General features: G+C 64.7%; 20 protein-coding genes, 1 tRNA gene and 2 pseudogenes. 17 read left to right on the top strand and 6 right to left on the bottom strand.

The genetic code is table 11. From position 1 onward, the window contains the following. Positions 1-168: 168 nt before the first annotated feature. A complete protein-coding gene (locus H5J25_RS11450; protein WP_202091063.1) occupies positions 169-906 on the bottom strand; it encodes a class I SAM-dependent methyltransferase in 738 nt (245 codons plus the stop codon). 143 nt (positions 907-1049) lie between these two features. Between H5J25_RS11450 and mutM the strand changes: the two genes are divergently transcribed. The 3 genes from mutM (at position 1050) to dnaA (ending at position 4060) form a co-directional block, all read left to right on the top strand. Next, positions 1050-1862, top strand: a complete 813-nt coding sequence (mutM, locus tag H5J25_RS11445; RefSeq protein WP_202091061.1) for a bifunctional DNA-formamidopyrimidine glycosylase/DNA-(apurinic or apyrimidinic site) lyase — start codon at positions 1050-1052, stop codon at positions 1860-1862. A 92-nt stretch (positions 1863-1954) separates the two neighbouring features. Further along, positions 1955-2218, top strand: a complete 264-nt coding sequence (rpsT, locus tag H5J25_RS11440; RefSeq protein WP_202091059.1) for a 30S ribosomal protein S20 — start codon at positions 1955-1957, stop codon at positions 2216-2218. A gap of 471 nt (positions 2219-2689) precedes the next feature. Continuing rightward, on the top strand, positions 2690-4060 hold the full coding sequence (gene dnaA / locus H5J25_RS11435; RefSeq protein ID WP_202091057.1) for a chromosomal replication initiator protein DnaA: 1371 nt from the start codon (positions 2690-2692) through the stop codon (positions 4058-4060). Between the two features lie 124 nt (positions 4061-4184). Here dnaA and H5J25_RS11430 read toward each other — a convergent pair whose 3' ends face one another. The 4 genes and pseudogenes from H5J25_RS11430 to secB all read right to left on the bottom strand — a co-directional run bounded on the left by H5J25_RS11430 (position 4185) and on the right by secB (position 8286). Beyond that, positions 4185-4982 (bottom strand): hypothetical protein, encoded by a 798-nt coding sequence (locus H5J25_RS11430; RefSeq protein ID WP_202091055.1) that lies wholly within the window; start codon positions 4980-4982, stop codon positions 4185-4187. Positions 4983-5037: 55 nt separating this feature from the next. Next, positions 5038-6044, bottom strand: a pseudogene (gene trpS, locus H5J25_RS11425) (tryptophan--tRNA ligase). Positions 6045-6061: 17 nt separating this feature from the next. Continuing rightward, positions 6062-7630: a murein biosynthesis integral membrane protein MurJ gene (murJ, locus tag H5J25_RS11420; protein ID WP_202091053.1), complete on the bottom strand. Its 1569-nt coding sequence runs from the start codon at positions 7628-7630 to the stop codon at positions 6062-6064. Positions 7631-7782: 152 nt separating this feature from the next. Further along, a complete protein-coding gene (secB, locus tag H5J25_RS11415; protein ID WP_202091051.1) occupies positions 7783-8286 on the bottom strand; it encodes a protein-export chaperone SecB in 504 nt (167 codons plus the stop codon). Between the two features lie 238 nt (positions 8287-8524). Here secB and H5J25_RS11410 point away from each other — a divergent pair, with 238 nt between their 5' ends. The 8 genes from H5J25_RS11410 (at position 8525) to H5J25_RS11375 (ending at position 19389) form a co-directional block, all read left to right on the top strand. Continuing rightward, on the top strand, positions 8525-9169 hold the full coding sequence (locus H5J25_RS11410) for a Tim44/TimA family putative adaptor protein (RefSeq protein ID WP_202091049.1): 645 nt from the start codon (positions 8525-8527) through the stop codon (positions 9167-9169). A gap of 212 nt (positions 9170-9381) precedes the next feature. Next, entirely contained in the window at positions 9382-10482 is a 1101-nt protein-coding gene (mltA, locus tag H5J25_RS11405) for a murein transglycosylase A (RefSeq protein ID WP_225883521.1), read from the top strand. Positions 10483-10485: 3 nt separating this feature from the next. After that, a complete protein-coding gene (locus tag H5J25_RS11400) occupies positions 10486-11166 on the top strand; it encodes a Smr/MutS family protein (protein ID WP_202091047.1) in 681 nt (226 codons plus the stop codon). A gap of 80 nt (positions 11167-11246) precedes the next feature. Continuing rightward, the gene (locus H5J25_RS11395) at positions 11247-12923 is read left to right on the top strand and encodes a putative bifunctional diguanylate cyclase/phosphodiesterase (RefSeq protein ID WP_202096324.1); all 1677 of its coding nucleotides are present in this window, start codon (positions 11247-11249) and stop codon (positions 12921-12923) included. A gap of 83 nt (positions 12924-13006) precedes the next feature. Next, complete coding sequence (locus H5J25_RS11390) at positions 13007-14494, top strand: flavin-containing monooxygenase (RefSeq protein WP_202091046.1); 1488 nt, start codon at positions 13007-13009, stop codon at positions 14492-14494. A gap of 603 nt (positions 14495-15097) precedes the next feature. Next, a complete protein-coding gene (locus H5J25_RS11385) occupies positions 15098-16414 on the top strand; it encodes an EAL domain-containing protein (RefSeq protein WP_225883074.1) in 1317 nt (438 codons plus the stop codon). 48 nt (positions 16415-16462) lie between these two features. After that, positions 16463-18943, top strand: a complete 2481-nt coding sequence (locus H5J25_RS11380) for an ATP-binding protein (RefSeq protein WP_225883073.1) — start codon at positions 16463-16465, stop codon at positions 18941-18943. 56 nt (positions 18944-18999) lie between these two features. Beyond that, positions 19000-19389 carry a response regulator gene (locus H5J25_RS11375; RefSeq protein ID WP_202091042.1) on the top strand — a complete coding sequence of 130 codons (390 nt, stop codon included), beginning with the start codon at positions 19000-19002 and terminating at the stop codon, positions 19387-19389. Between the two features lie 28 nt (positions 19390-19417). On the opposite strand, the gene H5J25_RS11370 is transcribed toward H5J25_RS11375, so the two are convergent. Next, on the bottom strand, positions 19418-20254 hold the full coding sequence (locus H5J25_RS11370) for a methyltransferase domain-containing protein (protein WP_202096322.1): 837 nt from the start codon (positions 20252-20254) through the stop codon (positions 19418-19420). A gap of 42 nt (positions 20255-20296) precedes the next feature. Between H5J25_RS11370 and H5J25_RS11365 the strand changes: the two genes are divergently transcribed. From H5J25_RS11365 to H5J25_RS11340, 6 genes and pseudogenes are all read left to right on the top strand, one after another. After that, a complete protein-coding gene (locus H5J25_RS11365) occupies positions 20297-21031 on the top strand; it encodes a ComF family protein (protein ID WP_202091040.1) in 735 nt (244 codons plus the stop codon). A 54-nt stretch (positions 21032-21085) separates the two neighbouring features. Beyond that, complete coding sequence (grxC, locus tag H5J25_RS11360) at positions 21086-21343, top strand: glutaredoxin 3 (RefSeq protein WP_202091038.1); 258 nt, start codon at positions 21086-21088, stop codon at positions 21341-21343. Beyond that, a pseudogene (locus H5J25_RS11355) lies at positions 21340-22162 on the top strand (carbon-nitrogen hydrolase family protein). The gene grxC and the pseudogene H5J25_RS11355 overlap by 4 nt, the downstream one beginning before the upstream one ends. Continuing rightward, positions 22159-22635 carry a DUF1178 family protein gene (locus H5J25_RS11350; protein WP_202091036.1) on the top strand — a complete coding sequence of 159 codons (477 nt, stop codon included), beginning with the start codon at positions 22159-22161 and terminating at the stop codon, positions 22633-22635. The pseudogene H5J25_RS11355 and the gene H5J25_RS11350 overlap by 4 nt, the downstream one beginning before the upstream one ends. Before the next feature lie 3 nt (positions 22636-22638). Continuing rightward, the gene (locus tag H5J25_RS11345) at positions 22639-23334 is read left to right on the top strand and encodes a rhomboid family intramembrane serine protease (protein WP_202091035.1); all 696 of its coding nucleotides are present in this window, start codon (positions 22639-22641) and stop codon (positions 23332-23334) included. A 35-nt stretch (positions 23335-23369) separates the two neighbouring features. Further along, positions 23370-23446, top strand: a tRNA-Arg gene (locus tag H5J25_RS11340). The last annotated feature ends 328 nt before the right edge of the window (positions 23447-23774 follow it).

Raw genomic sequence — 23774 nt, 5'->3', positions numbered from 1 at the left:
ATCAGGCCCTCCCCGACCCCTCCCGCAAGCGGGAGGGGAGTAGAAGGAAGGTGCCCTGCCGGACGCGGGAAGGGTTGGGGCGGAGAAGGCCACAAAGGATGATCTCGGTGAGACTTCCCCCACCCCAACCCCTCCCCTGAAGGGGAGGGGCTTTACATGGGAGGGCCATCAAATCTTCCAGCCGCTGTGGATCGCCACCAGTCCGCCGAGCATCGGTTCGACGCGCGTCTGGACGAAGCCCGCATCGGCGATCATGCCCTTGAACTTCTCCATGTCCGGGAAGCGGCGGATCGATTCGATTAGATAGCGGTACGAACCCGCATCGCCCGCGAGCAATTGGCCGAGTTTGGGCACGACCTTGTGCGAATAGGCGTCGTATATCTCGCCGAAGCCGGGCCACAATGTGGTCGAGAATTCAAGGCAATAGAAACGCCCGCCGCGACGCAGCACACGGTGCGCCTCCTTCAGGGCGGCCGGAATGTCGGTGACGTTCCGGATGCCGAAGGCGATCGTATAGGCGTCGAAGAAGCGATCCGGGAATTGCAGGACCTCGGCATTCGCCTCGGTCCAGACGAGACCGTCGATCCCGCGCTTCTGGGCGCGGTCCATGCCCACTTCGAGCATCGCGGGATTGATGTCCGCAACGGTGATTGATGCGCCATGTTCGGCCAGGCGGAAGGCGATGTCGCCCGTGCCGCCCGCCATGTCGAGAATCTGTTCGCCATCGCGCGGTTTCACGCGGCGCACGAAGCGGTCCTTCCACAGGCGGTGCATGCCGCCGGACATCGCGTCGTTCATCAAATCGTATTTCGACGCGACGTTGGTGAAGACGCCGCCGACGCGGGCGGTCTTTTCGGAAGCGGCGATATCTTCGTACCCGAAGGAGACGGTGTCTGGCGTGGTCATGTCCTGCGCTCTAGCCAAGGCTTGTGGCAGGGGCAAACGCAACCTAGCTCGGGTAACAACCTCCGTTCGTTCGGTATGTGTCGCGGTCGCGCCCGTTCGTGCGAATCCGGGGATGCGGAACGATCCGCCGCGCAAGGACCAGCATGCCCGAACTGCCCGAAGTGGAGACGACCGTTCGCGGCCTGCGGCCCGTGCTGGACGGTGCGCGGGTGGCATCGGTGGAGACGCGGCGCGGCGATTTGCGGCGGCCATTTCCGGTCGACCTGCGCCAGCGGATGACCGGAGCGACGATCACCGGACTGAGCCGGCGTGCGAAATATGGGCTGATCGGGACGGATCGCGGCGATACGATGATCTTCCATCTTGGCATGTCGGGGCGGTGGCGGGTCGATCCGGCGGAGGTGCTGCCGCACGACCACCTGCTGATCGCCACCGAGGCGGGGCGGCACCTGGCGCTGAACGATCCGCGGCGATTCGGCTCGGTCGATCTGTGGCCGACCGACGCGCTGGACGCGTATCCCCCGTTCGGCGCGATGGGGCCGGAGCCGCTGGGACCGAACCTGACCGCGGAGCACCTGCTCACGGCGCTGGCGGGGCGCAAGGCATCGATCAAGCTGATGCTGCTCGACCAGCGGATCGTCGCGGGGCTGGGCAATATCTACGTCTGCGAGGCTTTGTTCCTGTCGCGGATCTCGCCAAAGACCGCCGCGGGGCGGATATCGCTGCCGCGGCTGGAGCGACTCGTCGTCGCGATCCGGGAGGTGTTGCTGGCGGCGATCGAGGCAGGCGGATCCTCCCTACGCGACTATGCGCGCCCGGACGGCGAGCTGGGATATTTTTCCAAGCAATTCGCAGTCTATGGTCGCGAGGGCGAGCCATGTGCCTGCGGCGGCAAGGTAAAGCGGTATAGCGAGGGCGGACGTTCGACCTTCTGGTGCCCCAAATGCCAACGTTGAAGGTTGACCGGATCGCGCGTCCTCGGTAAGGGCGACGCTTTCCGGGGCCGGAGCGATTCCGCGCCCCTTTCTATTTCAAAGTCGAGGATATCATGGCGAACACGCCACAGGCGAAAAAGCGTATCCGTCGTAACGCGGCGCGCACCATTGTGAACGGCAACCGCGTCGGCCGCATCCGTACCTTCGTGAAGAAGTGCGAAAATGCCCTGACGGCTGGCGACAAGGAAGCTGCCGCTGCAGCGCTTGCGCAGGTTCAGCCGGAGTTGGCTCGCGGCGTCGCGAAGGGCGTGTTCCACAAGAACACCGCATCGCGGAAATTCTCGCGCCTGACAAAGGCGCTGTCCGCACTCGCCTGATTTCGGCGATATCGTTTAGGCATCACGCCCGTCGGGACCCGTCCCGGCGGGCTTTTTGTCGTGTGCATTTCCCGCACGTTTCGCACCCGCAACATCGCGCACGATCAGTGAAATGGCCGATCTGGGACGGTCCCCGGAAAACGTAGGATTCGTCGCGATTCGCACGTACCGGATCGAACGGGGATAGTTAATCCACCGCGATATCTAAGTGTTTTCAGGCACTTGTGAGAAATACGACGGGAATCCTTGGCCCGTTCCCTGTCAAGGTCACAAATCGGAAATATTGAGGTTGATCGACTCCCGCCGATCTCCCTAATTGATCTGACGCGGCGGCGGACTCGCCACCGCATTCCAATGCAAAAGCTTCGGCGTCAGGCGGACTCGATTCCGGCTGCGGGAGTTTTTTGTCTTTTTTCAATCGACCGGCGAGGGGGCAAAATCCTCGCTGTGCGGCAAGAGGGTGCACGATAGATGGCGTCTGCGACCAACCGACCGGGCGATGCTGTGCGCGCATGGGCGACCGTGCGGGGGCATCTGCGTGAGTCGGCGGGCGCACGCCTGTTCGATCAGTGGCTGAAGCCGATGGAGCTGATCGACGACGGCGCCGTCGACGCGATCCGCCTCGCGCTGCCATCCGCCTTTATGACCAATTGGGTGCGCAATCATTATGCGGACCGGCTGGTGGCTGAATTCCGGGCGATCCTGCCCGACGTCCGCAGCGTATCGATCGAGACGCGCGCGGCATCGGTGGCGCAGCCGACCGTGCTGACGGTCGAGACGTCCGAGGCGCCGGTCGCCGCCGCTGTAATGGTATCGGAGCGCCCGCCGCTCGACGCGCGCTTCACCTTCGACCGGTTCGTCGTGGATGCGTCGAACAAGGTGGCGTTCAACGCCGGCAAGGCGCTTGCCGAGCCGGGTGTGCCGCGGTTCAGCCCCTTGTTCCTGCATGGCGGGACCGGGCAGGGCAAGACGCATCTGATGCACGCGATCGGTGCGGCCTATCTGGAGGCGGTGCCCGAGGCGCGCGTCATCCTGATGTCGGCCGAGCGGTTCATGTTCGAATTCGTCGCGGCGATGCGCGCGCGCGACACGCATACGTTCAAGACGCGGCTGCGCTCCGCCGACCTGTTGCTGATCGACGACCTGCAATTCATCGCCGGCAAGGATTCGACGCAGGAAGAATTCTTCCACACGATCAACGAGGTCATGGCGGCCGGCAAGCGGCTGGTGATCTGTGCCGATCGCTGCCCGCAGGGTCTGGACGGAGTCGAGGCGCGCATAACGTCGCGGCTGTCGGTCGGGCTGGTGGCGGATATCAAGGCGCCGGACCTGACGCTGCGCCGCGCGATCCTGACCCGCAAGCTGGCGGACATGCCGGGCGCCAACGTGCCGGGCGAGGTGCTGGACCTGCTCGCCGGGCGGATCACGCAGAGCATTCGCGATCTGGAAGGCGCGCTGGGCCGTGTGGTCGCCTATGCGCAGCTGACCGGGGACCGGATCGACCTGGATTTCGCCGTGGCGACGCTTGGCGACGTACTGCGCGGGGCCGAACGCCGCGTCACGATCGACGAGATCCAGAAGGCGGTCTCGGCGCATTTCGAGCTGAAGACGATCGATCTGGTGTCTGCCCGGCGTGCGGTGGTGGTGGCGCGGCCACGCCAGATCGCGATGTACCTCGCCAAGCGGCTGACCACCCGGTCGCTGCCCGAGATCGGACGGAAGTTCGGCGGGCGCGACCATTCGACCGTGATCCACGCAGTGCGCCGGATCGAGCAACTGCGCGATACGGATCGCGATATCGACGGTGCGGTGCGGACGTTGCTGCGCGAACTCGAGGGCTGACTTCGTTCTGCGCCAAAGGGCCGGGTTCGATCCGCTTCCAATGTTAGTCCTGCGCTTGTCAAAGGGCGGGGCAGGACAGGTGCTTCGACAGGCTCAGCACGAACGGTTGGGATAAAGGGGCGCTCTAGCGGTTGGCGAACCAGTGGCGGTATCCGCCGCGCCGTAGTCCGATGACGAGCGACAGAATGACCAATATCACCGCGACGACCACGGCGACCGCGACCGGCTGCGATTGCCGGCCACCGGCGACGTAGATTGCCGACAGCGCCCAGAGCATCACCAGTGCATAGGGCGGGTTGCCGCGTCCGGATACGATTGCCGCCGCCGCGATCATTCCCGCCACAATCAACACTGCCGCAGAGATCATCGGCGTCGCGTCGCCGCCCTCCACGCCGTGGAAGCGCAACGCAGCGGCGATATTGACGATCGATGCGACGGTCAGCCAGCTTGCCAGCGCGGTGAGCGGCAGGACGACACACCACCGCTCCCCCGCGGTGAAGGGCGAGGGCCAGGCCGCGACGATGCGGTAGATGACGAGCAGGCAGGCCAGAGTACCGAGAATGATGATTACCGAAATCGCGGTCAGGCTGAAACTCTGGGTATAGAGCGCCCATAGCCCGTTGCCGAGGAACGCCCCGGCGGCGGGCCAGCGGATGCGGGCGAGCAGTGCGTCGTCGCGGTGCTTCGGCAGCGCCTGATAGATCGCGAAGACGATCGTGCCCGTGTAGAGCGCGCCCCAGATCGCAAACGCCCATCCGGCGGGCGTAATCAGTGTGCGGACGCTGTCCGACTGGTCGCCGATCGGACGGCCGAAGCCGAGCAGGGGCAGAGTCGGTGTCAGGATCTGGAAGATCGCGCAGGCGATCGGCGCGATCCAGGCGAGCGTCGTGGTTCTGGATGAGCTGTGTGCGTTGGCTGGCATCGACGCATAACCAGCGGCGAGCGGAACGGTTGCCCCGCTGGATCTGCGCCGGCGATCAGATATGCAGGCCCATCGCGCGCTGCGCCTGAAGCAGCGTCGGCGCAGCGAGCGCACGTGCCTTTTCCGCGCCATCATCGAGCAGCTTGGCGACCGCCGTCCGGTCGTCAAGCAGGCGCAGCATGCGGTCGCGGATCGGGCCGAGCTTGGCGACCGCGAGATCGGCGAGCGCGGGCTTGAACGCGCCGAAACCCTGCCCGGCATAGTCCGCGATCACGGCATCGGGAGTCATGTCGGCCAGCGCCGCGAAGATCGTGACGAGGTTCTTCGCTTCCGGCCGATCCGCCAGCGCGGCGACGGTGTCGGGCAGCGGCTCCGCGTCGGTCTTGGCCTTGCGGAACTTGGCGGCGATCGTGTCGTCGTCGTCGACCAGATTGACGCGCGCCTGTTCGGACGGATTGGACTTCGACATCTTCATGCTCGCGTCGCGCAGGCTCATGATGCGGGGGCCTCGGCGCTCACCATCGGCTCGGGTTGGGTGAACAGGTCGATATCGTAATCGAGATTGAACTTCGCCGCGATGTCGCGGGCGAGTTCGAGATGCTGCTTCTGATCCTCGCCGACGGGGACGTGCGTCGTGTTGTACAGCAGGACGTCGGCGGCCATCAGCACGGGATAATCGTACAGCCCGACGCTGGCGCCTTCGCGGTTCTTGCCCGCCTTGTCCTTGAACTGGGTCATCCGGTTGAGCCACCCGACGCGGGCGACGTTGTTCAGCAACCAGGCCAGTTCGCTATGCTGTGGAACGCGGGTCTGGTTGAACAGGATCGAGCGCTCGGGATCGATCCCCGCGGCGACGATCGTGGCGGTCATCTCGATCGTATTGGCGTGCAGTTCGGCAGGCGGGATCCATTCCGTCAGCCCGTGCAGATCGGCGATGAAATACAAAGTCTCGCCACCCTGCGCCTGGATCGCATCCTGCATCGCGACCCACTGCTTCACGGCGCCGAGATAGTTGCCGAGGTGAAGGTTGCCGGTGGGCTTGATGCCGGAGAGAACGCGCATGTCGATGGGAACTCGTGTCATGCGGCGCGGCGGCGCCGGAGGAAGGCGAGGTCGTCGCGGGTGAACGCGCCGAGGACGAAGGTTGCGATCGCATAGACCAGCCCGCCTGCCGCGACCAGCACGACCATCGCGGTCGAGCGGACGGCCCAGGTGCCGTGCGTATACGGCATGACGTACCCCTGCAGCAGCCACAGCACGGCACCCATCGCCAGCGCGGACAAGGCCAGTCGCCAAACGCGGCGGAGCAATCGCGCGTCCGGCACGAATTGCCCGCGTTTCCGCAGCATCCGGTATAACAATGCGACGTTCACGGTGGAGGCCAGCGCGGTGGCGAGCGGCGGGCCCATATGTTTCAGCGGGGCGATCAAAGCGAGGTTGAGGACGAGGTTCACGACCATCGAGATCGTGGCGTAGCGAACCGGCGTCCGGGTGTCGGCGCGGGCGTAGAAGCCCGGCGTCAGCACCTTCACCAGAATATAGCTGGGTAAGCCGACTGAGAATGCGGCGAGCGCCTGTGCGGTGAAATACGTGTCCTCCGGCGTGAACTTGCCATGCTGGAAGAGCGCGGCGACGATAGGGCCGCCGCACAGGACCAATGCGACGGTGGCGGGCAGGGTAAGCAGCAGCGCCAGTTCCAGCCCGCGATTCTGCGTTTCCATCGCCGCCGCTTCATCGCCAGACGCGAGTTGCCGGGAGATGAGCGGGAGCAGGACGGTGCCGAGCCCGATGCCGATCAGCCCGAGCGGCAACTGATTCACGCGGTCGGCCATATAGATATAGGTCACCGACCCGTGCGCGAGCAAGGAGGCGGCAAGCGCGGTCGAGACGACGAGGTTGATCTGCACCGCACCCGCGCCGGCGGCGGCGGGCAGGATGAGCGCGAGCAGCCGCTTCACGTCGGGACCGAAGCGCGGCAGTTTCAGGCGCAGGCGGATGCCGTTCGCCCGGCACGCCCAGATCAGCCAGAGCAGTTGCAGCGCGCCCGAAATGGTGACCGCCAGCGCCTGGTTGCGCGCGGTGCCGTACGGATCGGCGGCATGGAAGAACAGCAACGCGGCAATCAGCGTCAGGTTGAGCAGGATCGGCGCGGCGGCGTTTACCCAGAATTTATGCATCGAATTGAGGATGCTGCCGAGCAACGACACGAGGCTGATCAGCATCAGATACGGTATCGTCAGCCGCGACAACATCACCGCGAAGGCGAACTGATCGTGGCTGACCCCGTTGAACTTGCCCGACAAGGCCAGAGTAACGGGCCAGGCGAGCAGTTCCAGCATGACCGTCATGACGATCAGGATCGGGAACAGGACGGACAAGACGTCCTGCGCGAAAACTATCCCGTCGGGCAGGCCGGCGCCAGCCTTGTCCCCGACCTTGCGATTGAACATCGGGACGAATGCGGCGGAAAAGGCACCCTCCGCAAACAGGGCGCGGAACAGGTTGGGCAGGCGGAAAGCGACGAGAAACGCGTCCGACGCGAACCCCGCCCCGACGAAGCGCGCAAAGAGCGAATCGCGGACGAGCCCCAGCACGCGGCTGGCGAGGGTGAGGCCCCCCACCGATCCGAGCGCGCGTGTGAGGTTCATGCGATTACCCTGTTGATGGTTGCCCCTCGTCCGCCGTCATTCCCGCACAGGCGGGAATCCATACTGGCTGAGGCGTGCCGCACCGACACTGAGGCCGGTGACTATGGATCCCCGCCTGCGCGGTGATGACGAGATATCAGGTAACGGCCGGATCAGGCGTGGCCGGTTTCACCCGTGGTGACGGCAGGCTGGCCGGCGGCCTGCTGCTGATACATCGCCGCGAAATCGATCGGCTCCAGCAGCAGCGGCGGGAAGCCGCCGTCGCGGACGGCGTCGGCCAGCACGCGGCGGGCGAACGGGAAGATCAGGCGCGGTGCCTCGCCGAGCAGGAACGGCTGGATATGTTCGGCGGGCACGTTGCGGATGCCGAACAGGCCAGCATAGGAAAGGTCGACGATGAAGGCGACGGTCGTGTCGGTTTCCGCGCGGACTTCGACCTTCAGCACGACTTCGTACACGTCTTCGCCGACCTGGCTGGACGCGATGTTGAACTGCACGTCGATCTGCGGTGCTTCCTGGCTCTGGTAGATGGCCGGAGCGTTCGGGTTCTCGAAGGACAAGTCCTTGATGTACTGAGAAATGAGCCCAACCGCCGGCAACGTGTCTTCGCCGTTGCTATAGGGTTCGCCGGTCACGCCGTTGTCCTGCTCTGCCATGAGAAGTCGTCCTCTAGAATTTCGGATTGTGGAATTTTTAGGAGATGCGCGCGCCTAGCAGGCGGCGTCGCCATGTTCAACGGTGGCATGTCCGGACGGCCCGGGCGCGTGACCGCAGACCCCTTGCCACCGAACAGCCGTGCGGAACAATCGAGGTTCGCGTGGCATTTGAAACATTCCCACGTTGGGCCTATGTAACTGTAGCGGCCGGATGCAGCGGCCAGTATCGGAGAACCGGGTGCCTTACGTTGTTATTCTTGCGATGATCGCCGGGTTCGTGGCGCTCCGGCTCTATATGGTGCTGGGCAAGCGCACCGGGCACGAACAGCCATTGTCCAAGCCGGTCGAGGAACGCGCGCCGATCACGACGCTGCCGCGCCCGATCGAGAATGCGGCCGAACCGCGCGATATCGCCAATCGCAACGTCGACGCGAAGGCCGAACCGGGCCTGCGTCAGATCGTTCAGGCGGAACCGGGTTTCGACGTCGGGCAGTTCGTGGATGGCGCTCAATCCGCCTACCGGATGATCCTGGAAGCGTATTGGAAGGGTGACGAGGACGCGCTGGACTGGCTGGTCGAGGCCGACGTGAAGCAGGCCTTTGCCGACGCGATCGCGGCGCGCACGGAATCCGGTCATGTGCTGGACAATCGTCTGGTGTCGATCGAACGGGCGGTGATTGCCGACGCGTCGCTGGATGGAAAGCTCGCGCGGATCACGGTGCGTTTTGACGCCGATATCGCCGCAGTGACCCGCGACAGCGAGGGCAATGTGGTCGCCGGGTCGATGAGCGACGCGGTCGAGACTCACGACGTCTGGACCTTCGCGCGGACGCTGCGCAGCAGCGACCCGAATTGGAAGCTTGCCGACACCGACGAAGCCTGATGCCGATGGTCGGGGGGCTAGGGGGTAGGGCGCGGCTTGCGCTGACTACGGGACTCGCGTTTTTATTGAGCGCGTGCGGCGGCGGGATCGTGCCGCCGTCTTCGCTGTCGCGGTCGACGCCCGTGCAGAGCAGCGGACCCAGCCGGACCAATATTCCGCCCCAACGCTATGTCCCGGTGCGTCAGCCGGTTGCCGCGACTCCGATCGCGCCAATGCCGGCGATCTCGGCGCCGGGTGCGCAGACCGCGGCCACCGCCGGCGTCACGGCGGGGCCGCCGATCGCCAGCCTGCCGATTACGGATGATCAGGCGACGCGGGCGCTCGCCGCATTCCGGTTATCCTGTCCATCCGTCATGCGGCGTGCCGATACGTCGGGCCTGACGCGTGGCGCGGATTGGCAGCCCGCCTGCGCGGCGGCTGCGTCGGTGCGGCCGGGGGATGCGCGGGCGTTCTTCGCGTCCTGGTTCGAAAGCGTGCAGGTCGGCGACGGCAAGGCGTTCGCGACGGGATATTACGAGCCGGAGATTGCCGGTTCGCACGACCGTCGGCCGGGATATGACGTGCCGGTCTATGGCCGGCCGACCGATCTGCTCGAGGCGGATCTCGGGCTGTTCTCGGACGACCTGAAGGGCAAGAAAATCCGCGGTCGCGTCGATGGGCGTGCGTTCGTGCCCTATTTCGACCGGACCGCGATCGAACAAGGCGCACTCGCCAACCGCGCGCCGGTCATCGCGTGGGCGGCGGACGAGATCGAGATGTTCTTCCTGCAGATACAGGGATCGGGGCGGCTTCGGCTGCCTGACGGATCGGTGATGCGGATCGGCTACGACACGCAGAACGGGCGGGGCTATACCGGGATCGGCGCGTTGATGAAGGCGCGCGGGTTGATCGGGGCGGGGCAGACGTCGATGCAGGGGATCGTGCAATGGCTGCGCGATCATCCGGTGGAAGGCCGTGACATCATGCGCGAGAACAAGAGCTTCGTCTTCTTCCGCGAATTGCCGAGTGCGCCGCTCGGGGCACTTGGGCTTGCCGTAACCGGCGGCGTCAGCGCGGCGGCGGATGTGAAGTTCGTGCCGCTGGGCGCGCCGGTCTTCCTGTCGCTCGACCGGACGGATGCGACCGGATTGTGGGTCGCGCAGGATACGGGCGGCGCGATCAAGGGCACGAACCGGTTCGATACGTTCTGGGGCGCAGGCGACGATGCGCGCGCGACGGCGGGCGGGATGGGGGCGCGAGGAACGGCGTTCCTGTTGCTGCCGGTCGGTACGGTCGCGCGGCTGAACGCAGGTCGCGGCGTGCCCACGCCCTGATGCATGGACCACCCACTTTCCCCTGAAGAAGCGGCATTGTGGGAACGCGTGCTGACGACCGTGCGCCCCTTGCGCGTCGCGCCGAAGCCGGTGGCGAAAGTGCCGGTCGCCAAGGTCTCGGCGGTAAAATCGGTCGTCGGGCCGGCCCGGACGGCGGTGCGGCCTGCGTCGCAGCCAGCACCGGCAGCCAAGCCGCCGGGCGACGATCGTGGCCTGTTCGCGAAGCTGCTGGAGATCGGGGTCGGCGGCAAGGATGCGTCGAAACGGCCGGGATCGCGCAGTCGTGCCGCGCCGGTTGCGCCTCCGCCCGTGAGCCGGGGACCAGCCAACACTCTGGACGGATCGTGGGACAAGAAGCTGGCGCGGGGACTGGTATCGCCGGATTGCTCGATCGACCTGCACGGCCATAACCTGTCGACCGCCTATGCGACGCTGGACAGGGCACTGGAGCAATCGATCCGGATGGGCGACCGCGTCGTGTTGCTGGTGACGGGAAAGCCGCCGCGTCCGACGAGCGAGCGGCCGCACGCGCGCGGTGCGATCCGTGCCGCGATCGGCGACTGGCTGGCTGGATCGCGGCATGCCTCCGCGATTGCCGCCGTCCGCAACGCGCATCCGCGCCACGGCGGGGCGGGCGCGCTGTACATCATTCTCCGCCGGAACGATCCGAACCGAAATTTTTAACCTTTTCCGGGCATGTTTCCGCGATGGACCGGCGCGTCCCGTTTCGAGCCGGTGAGTTTTTTGCGGGGATTGTGAACGCGATGGAAGGAGTGACGCTTAAAAGTCGCGCTGTCGTGTTCGCCCTTTGCGCCGGTGCGGTCGCGTTCGTCCTTGCGGTCGCCGCGACGACGAACGGCCATGTCGGAATCGACAACATCGCCCGCGCGATCATCCCCGCGATCGTATGTGCCGCCATGTGCTGGGCATCGGCCGAGCGCGCGATTTCGGGCACCGCGGGCGCGATCGATTCGGCGATCGTGCGGCTGTCGCGTGCGGGTCACGGCGATCTGGACGGAGAAATTCCGGCGGAAATCGACGAACAGGTGCCGCAACTGGCCAATGCGATGCGCGGGCTGTTCCAGCAGCTCGGCAGCAATCTGGAAAGCGTGCACCGTCTGGCGATGTTCGATTCCGTCACGGCGTTGCCCAACCGGACCAATTTCCGCCGGACGTGCGAACGCGTGCTGAGCGAGTTGCCGCGCGGCAATATCGCGGCATTGTTCTTCATCGACCTCGACCGGTTCAAGGCGGTGAACGACACGCTGGGCCATGCGATGGGCGACCTGCTGCTCGGCATGGTGGCGAACCGGTTGCGTGCGGTGGCCGACCGGGTGCAGGCCGAGGCGCGTATCGCGGCGCCGTTGATCGGACGATTGGCCGGCGACGAATTCACCATGTTCGTCAGCGATATGAAGGATATCGGAGAAGCCGCGCGGATCGGCCGGGCGATGCTGTTCGCTTTGTCCGAACCATTCGACCTGATGGGGCATGAGGTCGAGATCGGCGCGTCGATCGGCATCGCGCTGCGCCCCGATCATGGGCTGAACCTGACGGATCTGATGCGCTCGGCAGATGCCGCGATGTATCATGCCAAGGCGAACGGGCGCGGCCGCGCGGAATATTTCACGCAGGAACTGGCGGACGAGATGGCCGACCGCGCGCAACTGGAAGCCGATCTGCGCGGTGCGATCGACAATGATCAGTTCGCTTTGGTCTTCCAACCACAGGTCAGCCTGCCGGCCGGGCGGATCGTGGCAGCGGAGGCGCTGTTGCGCTGGCAGCATCCGATCCACGGGCTGAAATCCGCAGGCACGTTCATCCAGCGCGCGGAGGAAACCGGGCTGATCGTCGAGATCGGCGAATGGGTCATCCAGACCGTCGCCGAGACGATAGCGCGGTGGGGGCGCATGGGCGTCGAGCAGCGGCTGGCGATCAACATTTCGCAGCGCGAGCTGGATCATGCGGCCTTTTTCAACCGGTTGCGTGCGGCGATGATGGCGGCGAATGCGCCGTCGCGGCTGCTGGAACTGGAGATTACCGAGACGCTGGCGATGCATTGTTCGTCCGAAGTGGTCGCGATGCTCGAATTGCTGCGAGCGGACGGAGCGACGATTTCGATCGACGATTTCGGCACGGGCTATTCGAACATCGCACGGTTGCGCGCGCTGCCGATCGATCGGATCAAGATGGATCACAGTCTGGTCGCGCACGTCGCCGACAGCGCCGAGGCACGGACGATCGCGCATGCCGTTATCGGTTTGATCCATGGCTTGGGCTGCGAGGCGGTGGGCGAGGGAATCGAAACGCAGGCGCAGGCGGATGTTTTGCGCGTTATCGGCTGCGACGTGATTCAGGGCTATGCGATCGCCGAGCCGATGGACGAGGCCGCGTTCATCGCTTGGTCGCGAACCGACGAGCGGCGCGCGCTGGCGGGATAAGGTCCGGGCCGGGATTGCGACGACGCAATCAAGTTCTTTTCTGCAACCGATAAATGGAATATCGGGTATGCAGGAGAGACAATATGCCGGTGGAACATTTCGACGTCGTCGTGGTCGGGGCAGGGATATCGGGGATCGGCGCGGGCTATCACCTGCAGACGCTCAGCCCGGATCGCACCTACGTCATTCTTGAAGGACGGCCGCAGCTTGGCGGGACGTGGGATCTGTTTCGCTATCCCGGGATCCGGTCGGATTCCGACATGTATACGCTGGGGTATTCGTTCAAGCCGTGGACCGATGCGAAAGCGATTGCGGACGGCCCTTCGATCCTGCGGTATCTTACCGAGACGGCGCGCGAACATGGCATCGACCGGCACATCCGCTATCGCCAGCACGTAAAGTCGGCGGCCTGGTCCAGCGACGACGCGCGCTGGACGGTGAGGGTCGAGGGCGAGGACGGCCCGGTCGACTATACGTGCAACTTCCTCTTCATGTGCTCCGGCTATTACAATTACGCGCAGGGGCACACGCCGGAATTTCCGGGCGCAGGAGACTTTGCCGGGCGGATCGTGCATCCGCAGCATTGGCCGGCCGATCTCGATTATTCCGACAAGAACGTGGTGGTGATCGGTAGCGGCGCGACTGCGGTCACGCTCGTTCCGGCGATGGCCGCGCGCGCGAAACACGTCACGATGCTGCAGCGATCGCCCACCTATGTCGTATCGCGGCCGAGTGAGGACGGGGTGGCGAATTGGCTGCGAGCGAAGTTACCTGCGAAGACCGCATACGGAATAACGCGCTGGAAGAATGTGTTGTGGGGAATGTTCTTCTTCAACATGGCGCGCAAAAGGCCGGAAAAGGTGAAGGAGCGGATCATCGGCATGGTCCGCGACCAGTTGGGGCCGGATTACGACATCGCGACGCACTTCACGCCGCGGTACAATCCGTGGGACCAGCGACTGTGTCTCGTCCCCGATGCCGACCTGTTCGATGCGCTGAAGACGGGCAAGGCCGATGTGGTGACGGACCGGATCGCGCGATTCACGCCGGAGGGCATCGCGCTGGAAAGCGGGAAGGAGATTGCCGCCGACGTCATCGTGACCGCGACCGGGCTGGAATTACAATTGCTGAGCGACGTCCAGTTCAGCGTTGACGGCGCGCCGGTCGATCTGGCGAAGACGTTCAATTATAAGGGCATGATGTATTCGGGCGTGCCGAACATGGCGTCGTCCTTCGGCTATACCAACGCGTCGTGGACGCTGAAGGCGGACCTGACCTGCGCCTATGTCTGCCGGTTGCTGAACACGATGAAGAAGCGCGGACTGCGGCAGGCGACGCCGCGGATTTCGGGGGATGAACTGGCGGCGGAACCGTTCCTCGATTTCTCGTCGGGCTATGTCACGCGGGCGATGGAGAAGTTCCCGAAGCAGGGGAACCGCAAGCCGTGGAAGCTGTACCAGAATTACGCGAAGGATCTGGTGACGCTGAAATACGGGTCGGTGGATAAGGAGATGGAGTTCTCCAACCCCGTGCCGGCACGCGCGAAGCGACTGGAAAAGGTCGACGCCTGAGCAGTTGCAGGAACTACTCCGTCTCGAAGCAGTAACCGCTGAACGTGGTTAGCGAGCCATTAATAAAGAACGGGTTTGCGCAAGCCGCAGACCCGTTCTGGTTTAGATAGTTCAAGACTTTTTGGGGCCAAATCAAGCTGCTCTGCGCGATTTTGCGGGGCTGGAGCGGCTGTCCCGAATCGGGATCCGGCGGCGGGAATACGGTTAATGCTCCGTATTTCGGCGATGTTCAAAAGAGAAAAACGGGAGAGAGAAATCGATCCGGCGCGGGTTAAACGCTTCTAATCTAGAAGGATTTTGTTCAGCGCCGGATCGACTGGCTAATTTACCAGGGGCGAACGTTTTCGCCGTAAACCAGCGAAAGCAAAAACTTCAGCATAGATTTTCTCCCTTTTTACGCCCAGTCGGGCGCCCCCATCGTTAAGGGATTCTTAACCCTGTGGCAATCAGCCGGCGGGATAAGATTGTCCCGTTTAGAGCGGGGTTTAAGGGTTCCTTTAGTGGTGACAGCGTACCGGTTTTGTGATGGTGCGCGCCCTCCATACAAACGGTCCGATTCAGGACCCGATTCTGCCTTCCCACGACGGAAGTGCAGCGGAGCATGTGCTTGCACACGCACGAGAAACTGCGGCACCGATTCGGCCGGGTATCGGTCGCGAGCCGCCGGCATGGCCGATGGCGCGTGCGTGGCAATTCCTGTGCCTGGCCGACATCCTGAATTTCGCTGCCTTGCGTCGTCATCTCGGGCGCACGCGAGCCGACCAGCTGGTAATCGATGTCAGCGTGCGGATCGCCGAGGTGCTGCCGGCGGCGCGCGTGCTGATCGTGGGCCGGTCGATACTGGAGCTGGCCTTCGAAGGTGACACGATTGACGATCTGGATGCGGCGCTCGTCAGGTTGAACGACGAGTTCGGTGCGGCGTTCGACCTGGACGGGGAAGCGCACCAGCTGAAGATGCTGTTTGCCGCCGCCGCCGCTCCGGTCGGCAATACCGAGGACGTGCGGTTGGCCGAAGAGGCCGAAGCCGCGATGGAGCAGGCGCGGATCGACCAGCGGACGGTGGTTCGCGACCTGTCCGCCGGAACGCCCGCTTTCGACCGGTTGACCTTGTCGCGCGAACTTGGCCCGGCACTCGCCAATCGCGAGATGTTCCTGCAATATCAGCCGAAGGTGCATGTCCGGCGGCAGCAGATATCGAGTGCCGAGGCACTGGTACGGTGGCAGCATCCGACGCGCGGGCTGGTCCTGCCGGGGGACTTCATCACGCTTGCCGAAGAGATTGGCGAGATCGGGCCGCTGACGCTGTGGACGCTGGAACAGGTGATCGCCGACCAGAAGGTGCTGGCGCGAGACGGCCACGACCTGACGGTGTTCATCAACATATCGGGCCAGTTGCTGGCCGAACGCGACTTCGTGCAGATCGCGTGTGGGATGGTCGAGCAGAGCAACGCCAAGATCGGTTTCGAAATCACCGAAACCGCGGTCATCAGGGATCCAGAGATTGCGATCCGGCATCTGCAACAATGTGCCGACGTCGGGATAACGATCGCGATCGACGATTATGGCGCGGGCCTGTCGTCTCTGGCTTATCTGAAGCAATTGCCGGCGCGCGAACTGAAGATCGACAAGATGTTCGTGCTGCAATTGACCAGCAGCAACCGCGACCCGTTGATCGTGCGATCCACGATCGACCTGGCACACGCGCTGGAGATGGAAGTGACCGCCGAGGGTGTGGAGACCCAGGCGGCGATGGCATTGCTGACGGTTATGGGGTGCGACATGGTGCAGGGCTATCTGATCAGCCGGCCGATCTCGTTCGACGCGTTCCGTCAGTATCTCAGCGACGACAAGCTGAAGGGTACGGAGGAGCAAAAATCGACCTTGTTCACTCGACCGGCCAGTTTCTGGAAAAGCGCCTAGCATCGCCGCGCGAAGAGGTTATCGTTCCTTTAACATCTGTCGGCCAAGATGCTGAAGATGCACCGTTTCTGCCGATACCTGCGCTCTGGAACGCTTGTCTGGCTGGCGGTCGTCGCGCAGCCGGTCGCCGCACGTCCGGCGCCGGCCGCCGGGACGGTCTACCAGGCGGGCGACGGGCAGTTCGATGCGGTGATCGCCGACGCCAAGGCGATGATGCTGATCGACCCGGCGAAGACGATCGGCAAGGCTGCGCAGGCACTTTCGATCGCGGAAAAGCGCACGGGGCGGTCGCGCGCGATCGGCGTCGCCACCGCGCAATGGCTGCAAGGTGAAGCATATCTCCGCCTGAACGACGTCAATCGCGCTGAGCCGCTGATCGATCGCGCAATCAGGCTGGTGGCGACGGCCGGGCGGCCCACGAAGCTCAACGGCGATCTGCTGGTTTCGCGGGGCGGAATCCGCACGTCAAAGGCGCAGGTCGCTGCCGCTTTGTCGGACTATCAGCAAGCGCATAACATCTTCCGCGATATTGGTGACGATCGCAGCCGCGCCACGGCGCTCGTCAACATCGCCCTCCTTTATCAGGAAGCGGAAGACCATGAGAATGCGCTGAAATATTATGGGCAGGCGCTCGACGTACATCGTGCCGATCCGCAGATGTTGTACGTCATCTACAATAATCGCGGAAATGCCTTCAAGGATCTCGGGCGGCTGCCCCAGGCCGAAGCGCAGTATCTCAAGGCGCTGGAGACCGCGCGGCTGCTGAAAAGCAAACCGCAGGAAGCGCGCGTGCTGAGGAATATCGCACGCGGGCAGCTGCAGGCGGGTCGGATCGCCGATGCGGAAAAGGCCATCGCGCAGGGGCTTGCGGCCACGCAGGGCGCGGACGACGACAGTACGCGGAAGGAATTCTGGGTGCTGTCGGCGCAGGCGGCGATGCGGCATGGCCGGTTCGACGAGGCGGCGCGGCTGATCGAGCGTACCTTCATCGACGTCGATCTGACGAAGACCACGCTCGACCAGCGGGAAAGCCACAAGACGGCGTATCTCGTGTACAAGCGCATCGGCGACGAACGTAGCGCGCTGGGGCATCTGGAGGCGCTGAAGCGGCTGGACGAGCAGACCGCGCAACTCGCCTCGTCTGCGAACACCTCCCTTGCGTCCGCGCGCTTCGATTTCGCCAATCAGGAATTGCGTATCGCCCAGTTGAAGGCGACCGAGTTGCAGCGGAATATCGATTTCGAGCGGATGCAGGCGCGGACGCGGCAGAATATCGCGATCGGCATATCGGCCGTCGTCGTCATCATCGTGGGGATGCTGGCGTTCGGCATCGTGACGTTGCGTCGGAGCCGCAATCAGGTCCGCGCCGCGAACATCGACCTGGCCGCGACCAACGATGCGCTGGGCAAGGCACTGGCGGCGAAGACCGAATTCCTGGCGACGACCAGCCACGAGATCCGCACGCCGCTGAATGGAATTCTCGGCATGACGCAGGTGATGCTGGCGGACCGGACGCTGACCGATCAGGTGCGCGACCGGATCGGCGTGGTGCACGGCGCCGGCGTGACGATGCGCGCGCTGGTCGACGACATATTGGACGTCGCCAAGATGGAAACGGGCAACATGACGATCGAGCATGTGCCGTTCGACCTGAAGGCGACTCTGCGCGACGTGGCGCGGCTGTGGGAGGAGCAGGCGGCGGGGAAGGGGGTCGGTTTCATCCTCGATCTGGAGCAGAGCCCGGACTGGATCCAAGGCGACGCGGCACGACTGCGGCAGATCGCCTTCAACCTGTTGTCGAACGCGCTGAAGTTCACGGAAAAGGGATCGGTTTCGCTGAGCGCCGCAGCGCATGACGGGCGGTTGCGCCTGATCGTCAAGGACAGCGGAATCGGCATTCCGGCCGAGAAGTACGAGATGATCTTCGAATCCTTTCGTCAGGTGGATGCTGGCACGACGCGGAAGTTCGGAGGGACGGGGCTGGGGCTGTCGATCTGTCGCAATCTGGCGCGCGCGATGGGCGGCGACGTGCGCGTCGAAAGCGAGATGGGTGTCGGATCGTGCTTCATCATCGATCTGCCGCTGGTGCCGGCAACAGCCCCCGAGGCGATCGCCGACATGGGGACGGGCAAGGCCTTACTGATCGTGGATCGTAGCCCGATCACGCGGAGCATGATGCGGGCGATACTCGAGGAAAAAGCCGGGACGGTGATGTTTGCGGCGTCGGCGGACGAGGCGGTCGAGAAGATGGCCGGGGGACAGATCGCGCAGGTGCTGATCGACGATACGACCATCAAGGCATCGGACGATCGCGATGCGGCGTTGGCCTTAATCGCCGCGGCGGCCGAGGGCGCGGGGGTCCGAACGAGCCTGCTCTGGGCGGCGTCCGATGACTCGGAACATGCGGCGCTATGTGCTACAGGGATCACGCAAGTGATCCCCAAACCGGTGTCCGCAGCGGTATTAATCGAGAAATTGTATATATTTGACAGCGTTCTTCCCAAGCATCTTGTGTCGCGCGCGGCATGAGACGATAGGGTCCGACACCTGATGCTGCTGACTATGCCTCCCCCGGGCGCACGCCCATGAACGTCCTTTTTATCGAGGATGATCCGATGAACCGGCGTGTCGTCGGCGACATGCTGGATGTGGCGGGCGCAACGATGACCGGCGCGGAAAGCGCCGAACTGGGCCTGCAATTGATCGAGGAAAACGATTACGCGATCGTGCTGATCGACCTGCGCATGCCCGGCATGGACGGGATCACCGCGATCCAGCACATCCGCGCCCGGCCCGACGATAAAGCGGCGCTGCCGATCATCGTCGTGACGGCGGATACGGCGGTGGACCTGCGCGAGCGGTGCATCCAGCAGGGCGCGGACGAAGTGCTGTTCAAGCCGGTGGCGATGGACGCGCTGTTCGATGCGATGGGGCGGATGCTGGCCAAGGCGGCCGGGGGCGGGATGATCGGCTGAGGTCGATTGGGCCGGCTGCCGGCCCGTTTCAATCCTTGCGTTTCAGGGCCTCGGTCAAGGATGCCGTCGCGCTGCCTCGGCGCGCCGGTTGCGGCTGTGTCGGCGAGGGTGCCCAGCCGGTCAGGTAGACGACGTCGAACCTCTCGCCCGTGCGGCCATCCGGGTCCGCACGCTCGGCAAAGGCGTTCGCGGCCTTGGCGAGCGTCGTACGGGTAAGCGGCGGAGTGCCGGGAAGCAGGTTGGTCGCCCCCATGCCGCGCAGATCGCGGAACAGGCCGAAGATATCGCCGTAGCGGACGGTCAGCGTCTCGACATCGGCGACCGGCAGCGCGAAGCCCGCGCGCATCAGCAGGTCGCCCGCGGCGCGCACGTCGACTTGCGGGTGAATGCGCGCGGCCGGCGTGTCGCCTTCCGCCTCGCGAAACGCCGCACGGAGGGTCGAGAGTGTCGCGCCGCCGGTGAACGCCGCGAGAAACAGGCCGTCGGGGCGCAGGGCCCGGCGCGCGAGGGTCAGTGCTCCGGGCAGGTCGCTGACCGTGTCGAGCGTGCCGACGGAGACGATCAGGTCGAAGCTTGCGTCGGGGAAGGTCGGGCGATCCTCGTCCGCCTGTATGCCGCCGACCGCGCTTGCGAACAGCGCGCCGGGGTCGGTCCGCGTGATGCGCGCGCCGGGGGGCGGGAGGAAGGCGCCGTCGAAAGTTCCGAGTTCGAGCACGTCGGCAAACTCCCGCTTCACGCTTTCCAGCCGTTCGGCGATGCCGTCCAGCATCGCGAGACGCAGGAAGTCGAACGCCGCAAAGTCCGGCGCGGCACGGTCGCGGCGGAGGCGGCGCAGGTTGCGGTCGAAGATTTCCGGCGGGGTCACGTCCGGGCTTGTGCCGTGGACGGGCGGCGGCGACAAGAGTCCGTGTCGCCTTTGATCGCACCTCTACACTATATCGCCGGGCTTGCGCTGCCGCCGCGCTGCCCCGGATGCGGTGCGGTGATGCAAGAGGATCACCGGTTTTGCGCGAAGTGCTTCGGGCGATTGCGTTTTCTGGCGCCGCCCTGGTGTGCGGCGTGCCACGTGCCGTTCGATTACGACCGGGGCGAGGGCGCGGAGTGTGCGGCGTGCCTGGCCGATCCGCCGCGTCATTCGGGGGTACTTGCGGCGGTCGCTTACGGCGATGTCGCGCGGACCGTGGCGATGCGGTTGAAATATGGCGGGCGTACGGGCTTCGCCGAAACCGCGGCGCGGGCGATGCGGCGGCTGATGCCGGATCATGCCGAACTGCTGGTGCCCGTTCCGCTGCATCGCTGGCGGATCTGGTCGCGCGGGTTCAACCAGTCGGCGCTCATCGCGGCGAAGCTGTCCGCGGCGTCGGGCGTGCCGGTGGACCCTCACGTCCTGCGCCGCGTCAAGGCGACGCCGCCGCTCCGGGGGTTGGGCGCGAAGGGCAGGGCGCGGGTGGTGGCGGGCGCCTTCGGCGTCGCTGACGGCGATCGCTTGCGGGGGAAATCTGTCGTGCTGGTGGACGACGTGCATACGAGCGGGGCGACGACCGACGGCTGTACGCGGGTGTTGCTGCGCGCCGGTGCGGCACGCGTCACGATCCTGTGCTGGGCGCGCGTGCTGGACGAGGCAGGCGCGGACGACGCCTGACGCATTGCCGCCCGCGCGATTGACAAGCGGGCCGGGCGACCACATCTCGTGTTCATGGCCAAAGTCGAAATCTATACCAAAGCCTTCTGCCCGTATTGCGCGCGGGCGATGAAGCTGTTGTCGAGCAAGAACGTGGAGGTCGAGGAATTCGACATCACGATGGGCGGGCCGAAGCGCGCCGAGATGCTCGACCGGTCCAATGGCGGTACGACGGTGCCGCAGATCTTCATCGACGGCACGCACGTCGGCGGATCGGACGATCTGGCAGCACTGGAACGCGCGGGCAAACTGGACGCACTGCTCGGCGCATGAAGGTTGCCGTGTTGCAGATGACGAGCGGGATCAATCCCGCCGCAAATGCTGGCACGCTGACCGGAGCGATCGCCGAAGCCGCTGCAGGCGGTGCGAGGATGCTGTTTACGCCGGAAATGTCGGGCCTGATCGATCGTGATCGCGCGCGGGGTTCGGCGCATATAGTCGATGAGGACGCCGATCCTGTTCTCGAAGCGGTGTGCGAAGCTGCGAAACGTGCCGGGATCTGGGTTCACCTAGGATCGCTCGCCATTCGCCGGGCGGACGGCAAGTTCGCCAATCGTGGGTTCGTGATCGACGGCCAGGGCGAGATCTGCGCGCGGTATGACAAGATCCACCTGTTCGACGTGGATCTGCCGACCGGCGAAAGCTGGCGCAGAATCCGCTGCCTATGTCGGCGGCGATACGGCGACGGTGGTGGCGACGCCGGCCGGGCGGATTGGCCTGTCGATCTGCTATGACATCCGCTTTCCCGATCTTTACCGCGCGTTGAGCGATGCGGGTGCGCAGATCCTGTCGGTGCCCGCGGCCTTCACCCGGCCGACCGGCGTGGCGCACTGGCATGTCCTGTTGCGGGCGCGCGCGATTGAGGCGGGCGCCTGGGTGATCGCGTCCGCGCAGACGGGGGTGCATGAGGATGGCCGCGAGACGTTCGGCCATTCGCTGGTGATCGATCCCTGGGGCGAGATCGTACTGGACATGGGCGAGGCGGCGGGGATCGGTTATGCCGAGATCGATCCGCAGCGCCTGAACGATGTGCGCGCGCGGATCCCCGTGATTGAGCATCGACGCGCCATCCCGGCCGTGACGGCGGCATGATCGTCTTCGACCTGAAATGCCCGCAGGATCACGTGTTCGAGGCGTGGTTCGGATCGAGCAAGGCGTTCGAGGATCAACGCGGTCGCGGGCTGGTCGCGTGCCCGGTGTGCGGAGAAAGCGACGTAGCCAAGGCGGTGATGGCGCCGAATATCGGAGCGAAGGGCAATAGCCGAGTGGTCGCGCCCCCCGCGGCGCGGCCGAACAAAGCAGGCACGCCGAACGCGCCGGTGACGGCTGACACGCTGAAGGCGGCGCTGAAATCGCTGGCGGAGATGCAGTCGAAGATGCTCGAGACGTCGCAATGGGTGGGTCGGAATTTCGCCGACCGCGCACGGGCGATGCATGCGGGGGAGGAAGAGCATGCCCCGATCCACGGTCAATCCACGCTGGCCGAGGCGAAGGCGCTGGTCGAGGACGGCGTGTCGATCGCCCCGCTGATCGTGCCGGTCGTTCCGCCCGAGGCGTTGAACTAGCCGGTGCATCCTGCCGATCACTCATCCGACGAGCGCGACGACGAACCGGCAGGCATAGACCTGTCATGGTACGTTCCGGCGTCCGCCCACGTTCCCGGCGCGATCTTGATCGCGGTGATGGCCGCGTTGTGGGTGGCGCATATCGGAACCGGGGGAATGGTCCGCTGGGGCGTTTCTGCCGCCACGCTCGCCGCAGGCCGCTACGACACGATCTTTCTGCACATGTTCGCGCATGGCGGCGCGGCGCATATCGCGATGAACGCCGTGGCGCTGGCGGTGTTGAGCGGGCCGCTGGTCGCACGGTTGGGCGATCCACCCGGCGCGTGGCTGCGCTATTATGCGATGTTCCTGGCAAGCGGCCTTGCCGGAATGGCGATGTACGTCGGGTTGCAGCCACATGGCGTCATGCCGATGGTGGGCGCATCGGGCGCGATATACGGGCTGCTGGGGCTGCTGATCCGGTTGCCGCGCGAGGGGGAGCCGTTGATGCCCGTACTGTCGCGTCGGACGAAGGCGATCGTCATCGGCCTCGTCAAATCGAACGCATGGCTGATCGTCATATTCGCAGTGATCCCGTTCCTGTTCGGCCAATCCGCCGGGCTGGCATGGGAAGCGCATCTGGGCGGCTTTCTGTTCGGATTGCTCGCGGGCCCCTGGTTCCTGCCGCACGACGCGAGGATGCCGTCGCACCCGGATTGACCGTGTTTCGCTTCATGCGTACCAGCGGAGGCAGTGCCCCCGTAGCTCAGCCGGATAGAGCAACGGTTTCCTAAACCGTAGGCCGCGTGTTCGGATCTCGCCGGGGGCACCAACCTTCATTCGTGGACCGCGGCCGCATCCCGGAGGCTTCGCTCCATAAAGATCATCGTTTTTTTCGATCGATGAACATTAGCGAGAAACCGCTCGAACGGCCTTTTGCGCGGTTTGTTAAATACGATGCGAACCCATGATGAAATAATTCAACTTATTCTGGAAGCATTTGATAGATTGTCTGAATAAATTATCTGGACCGATCCGTGTTTCATCATCCGCGTTCGCCGCGAGAGCATTGCGTGTCTTTTCGGAACATGGCGATTATTGTGAAAAATAGATGACGACGGGCGGTTGCCCGATCGCTAACGACCCGATCGTTCTTCGGT

Source organism: Sphingomonas aliaeris (assembly GCF_016743815.1).
In the GTDB taxonomy this organism is placed as follows: Bacteria; Pseudomonadota; Alphaproteobacteria; order Sphingomonadales; family Sphingomonadaceae; genus Sphingomonas; species Sphingomonas aliaeris.
The sequence above is the reverse complement of the archived record's forward strand: the minus strand, read 5'-3'. Positions and strand labels throughout refer to the sequence as shown.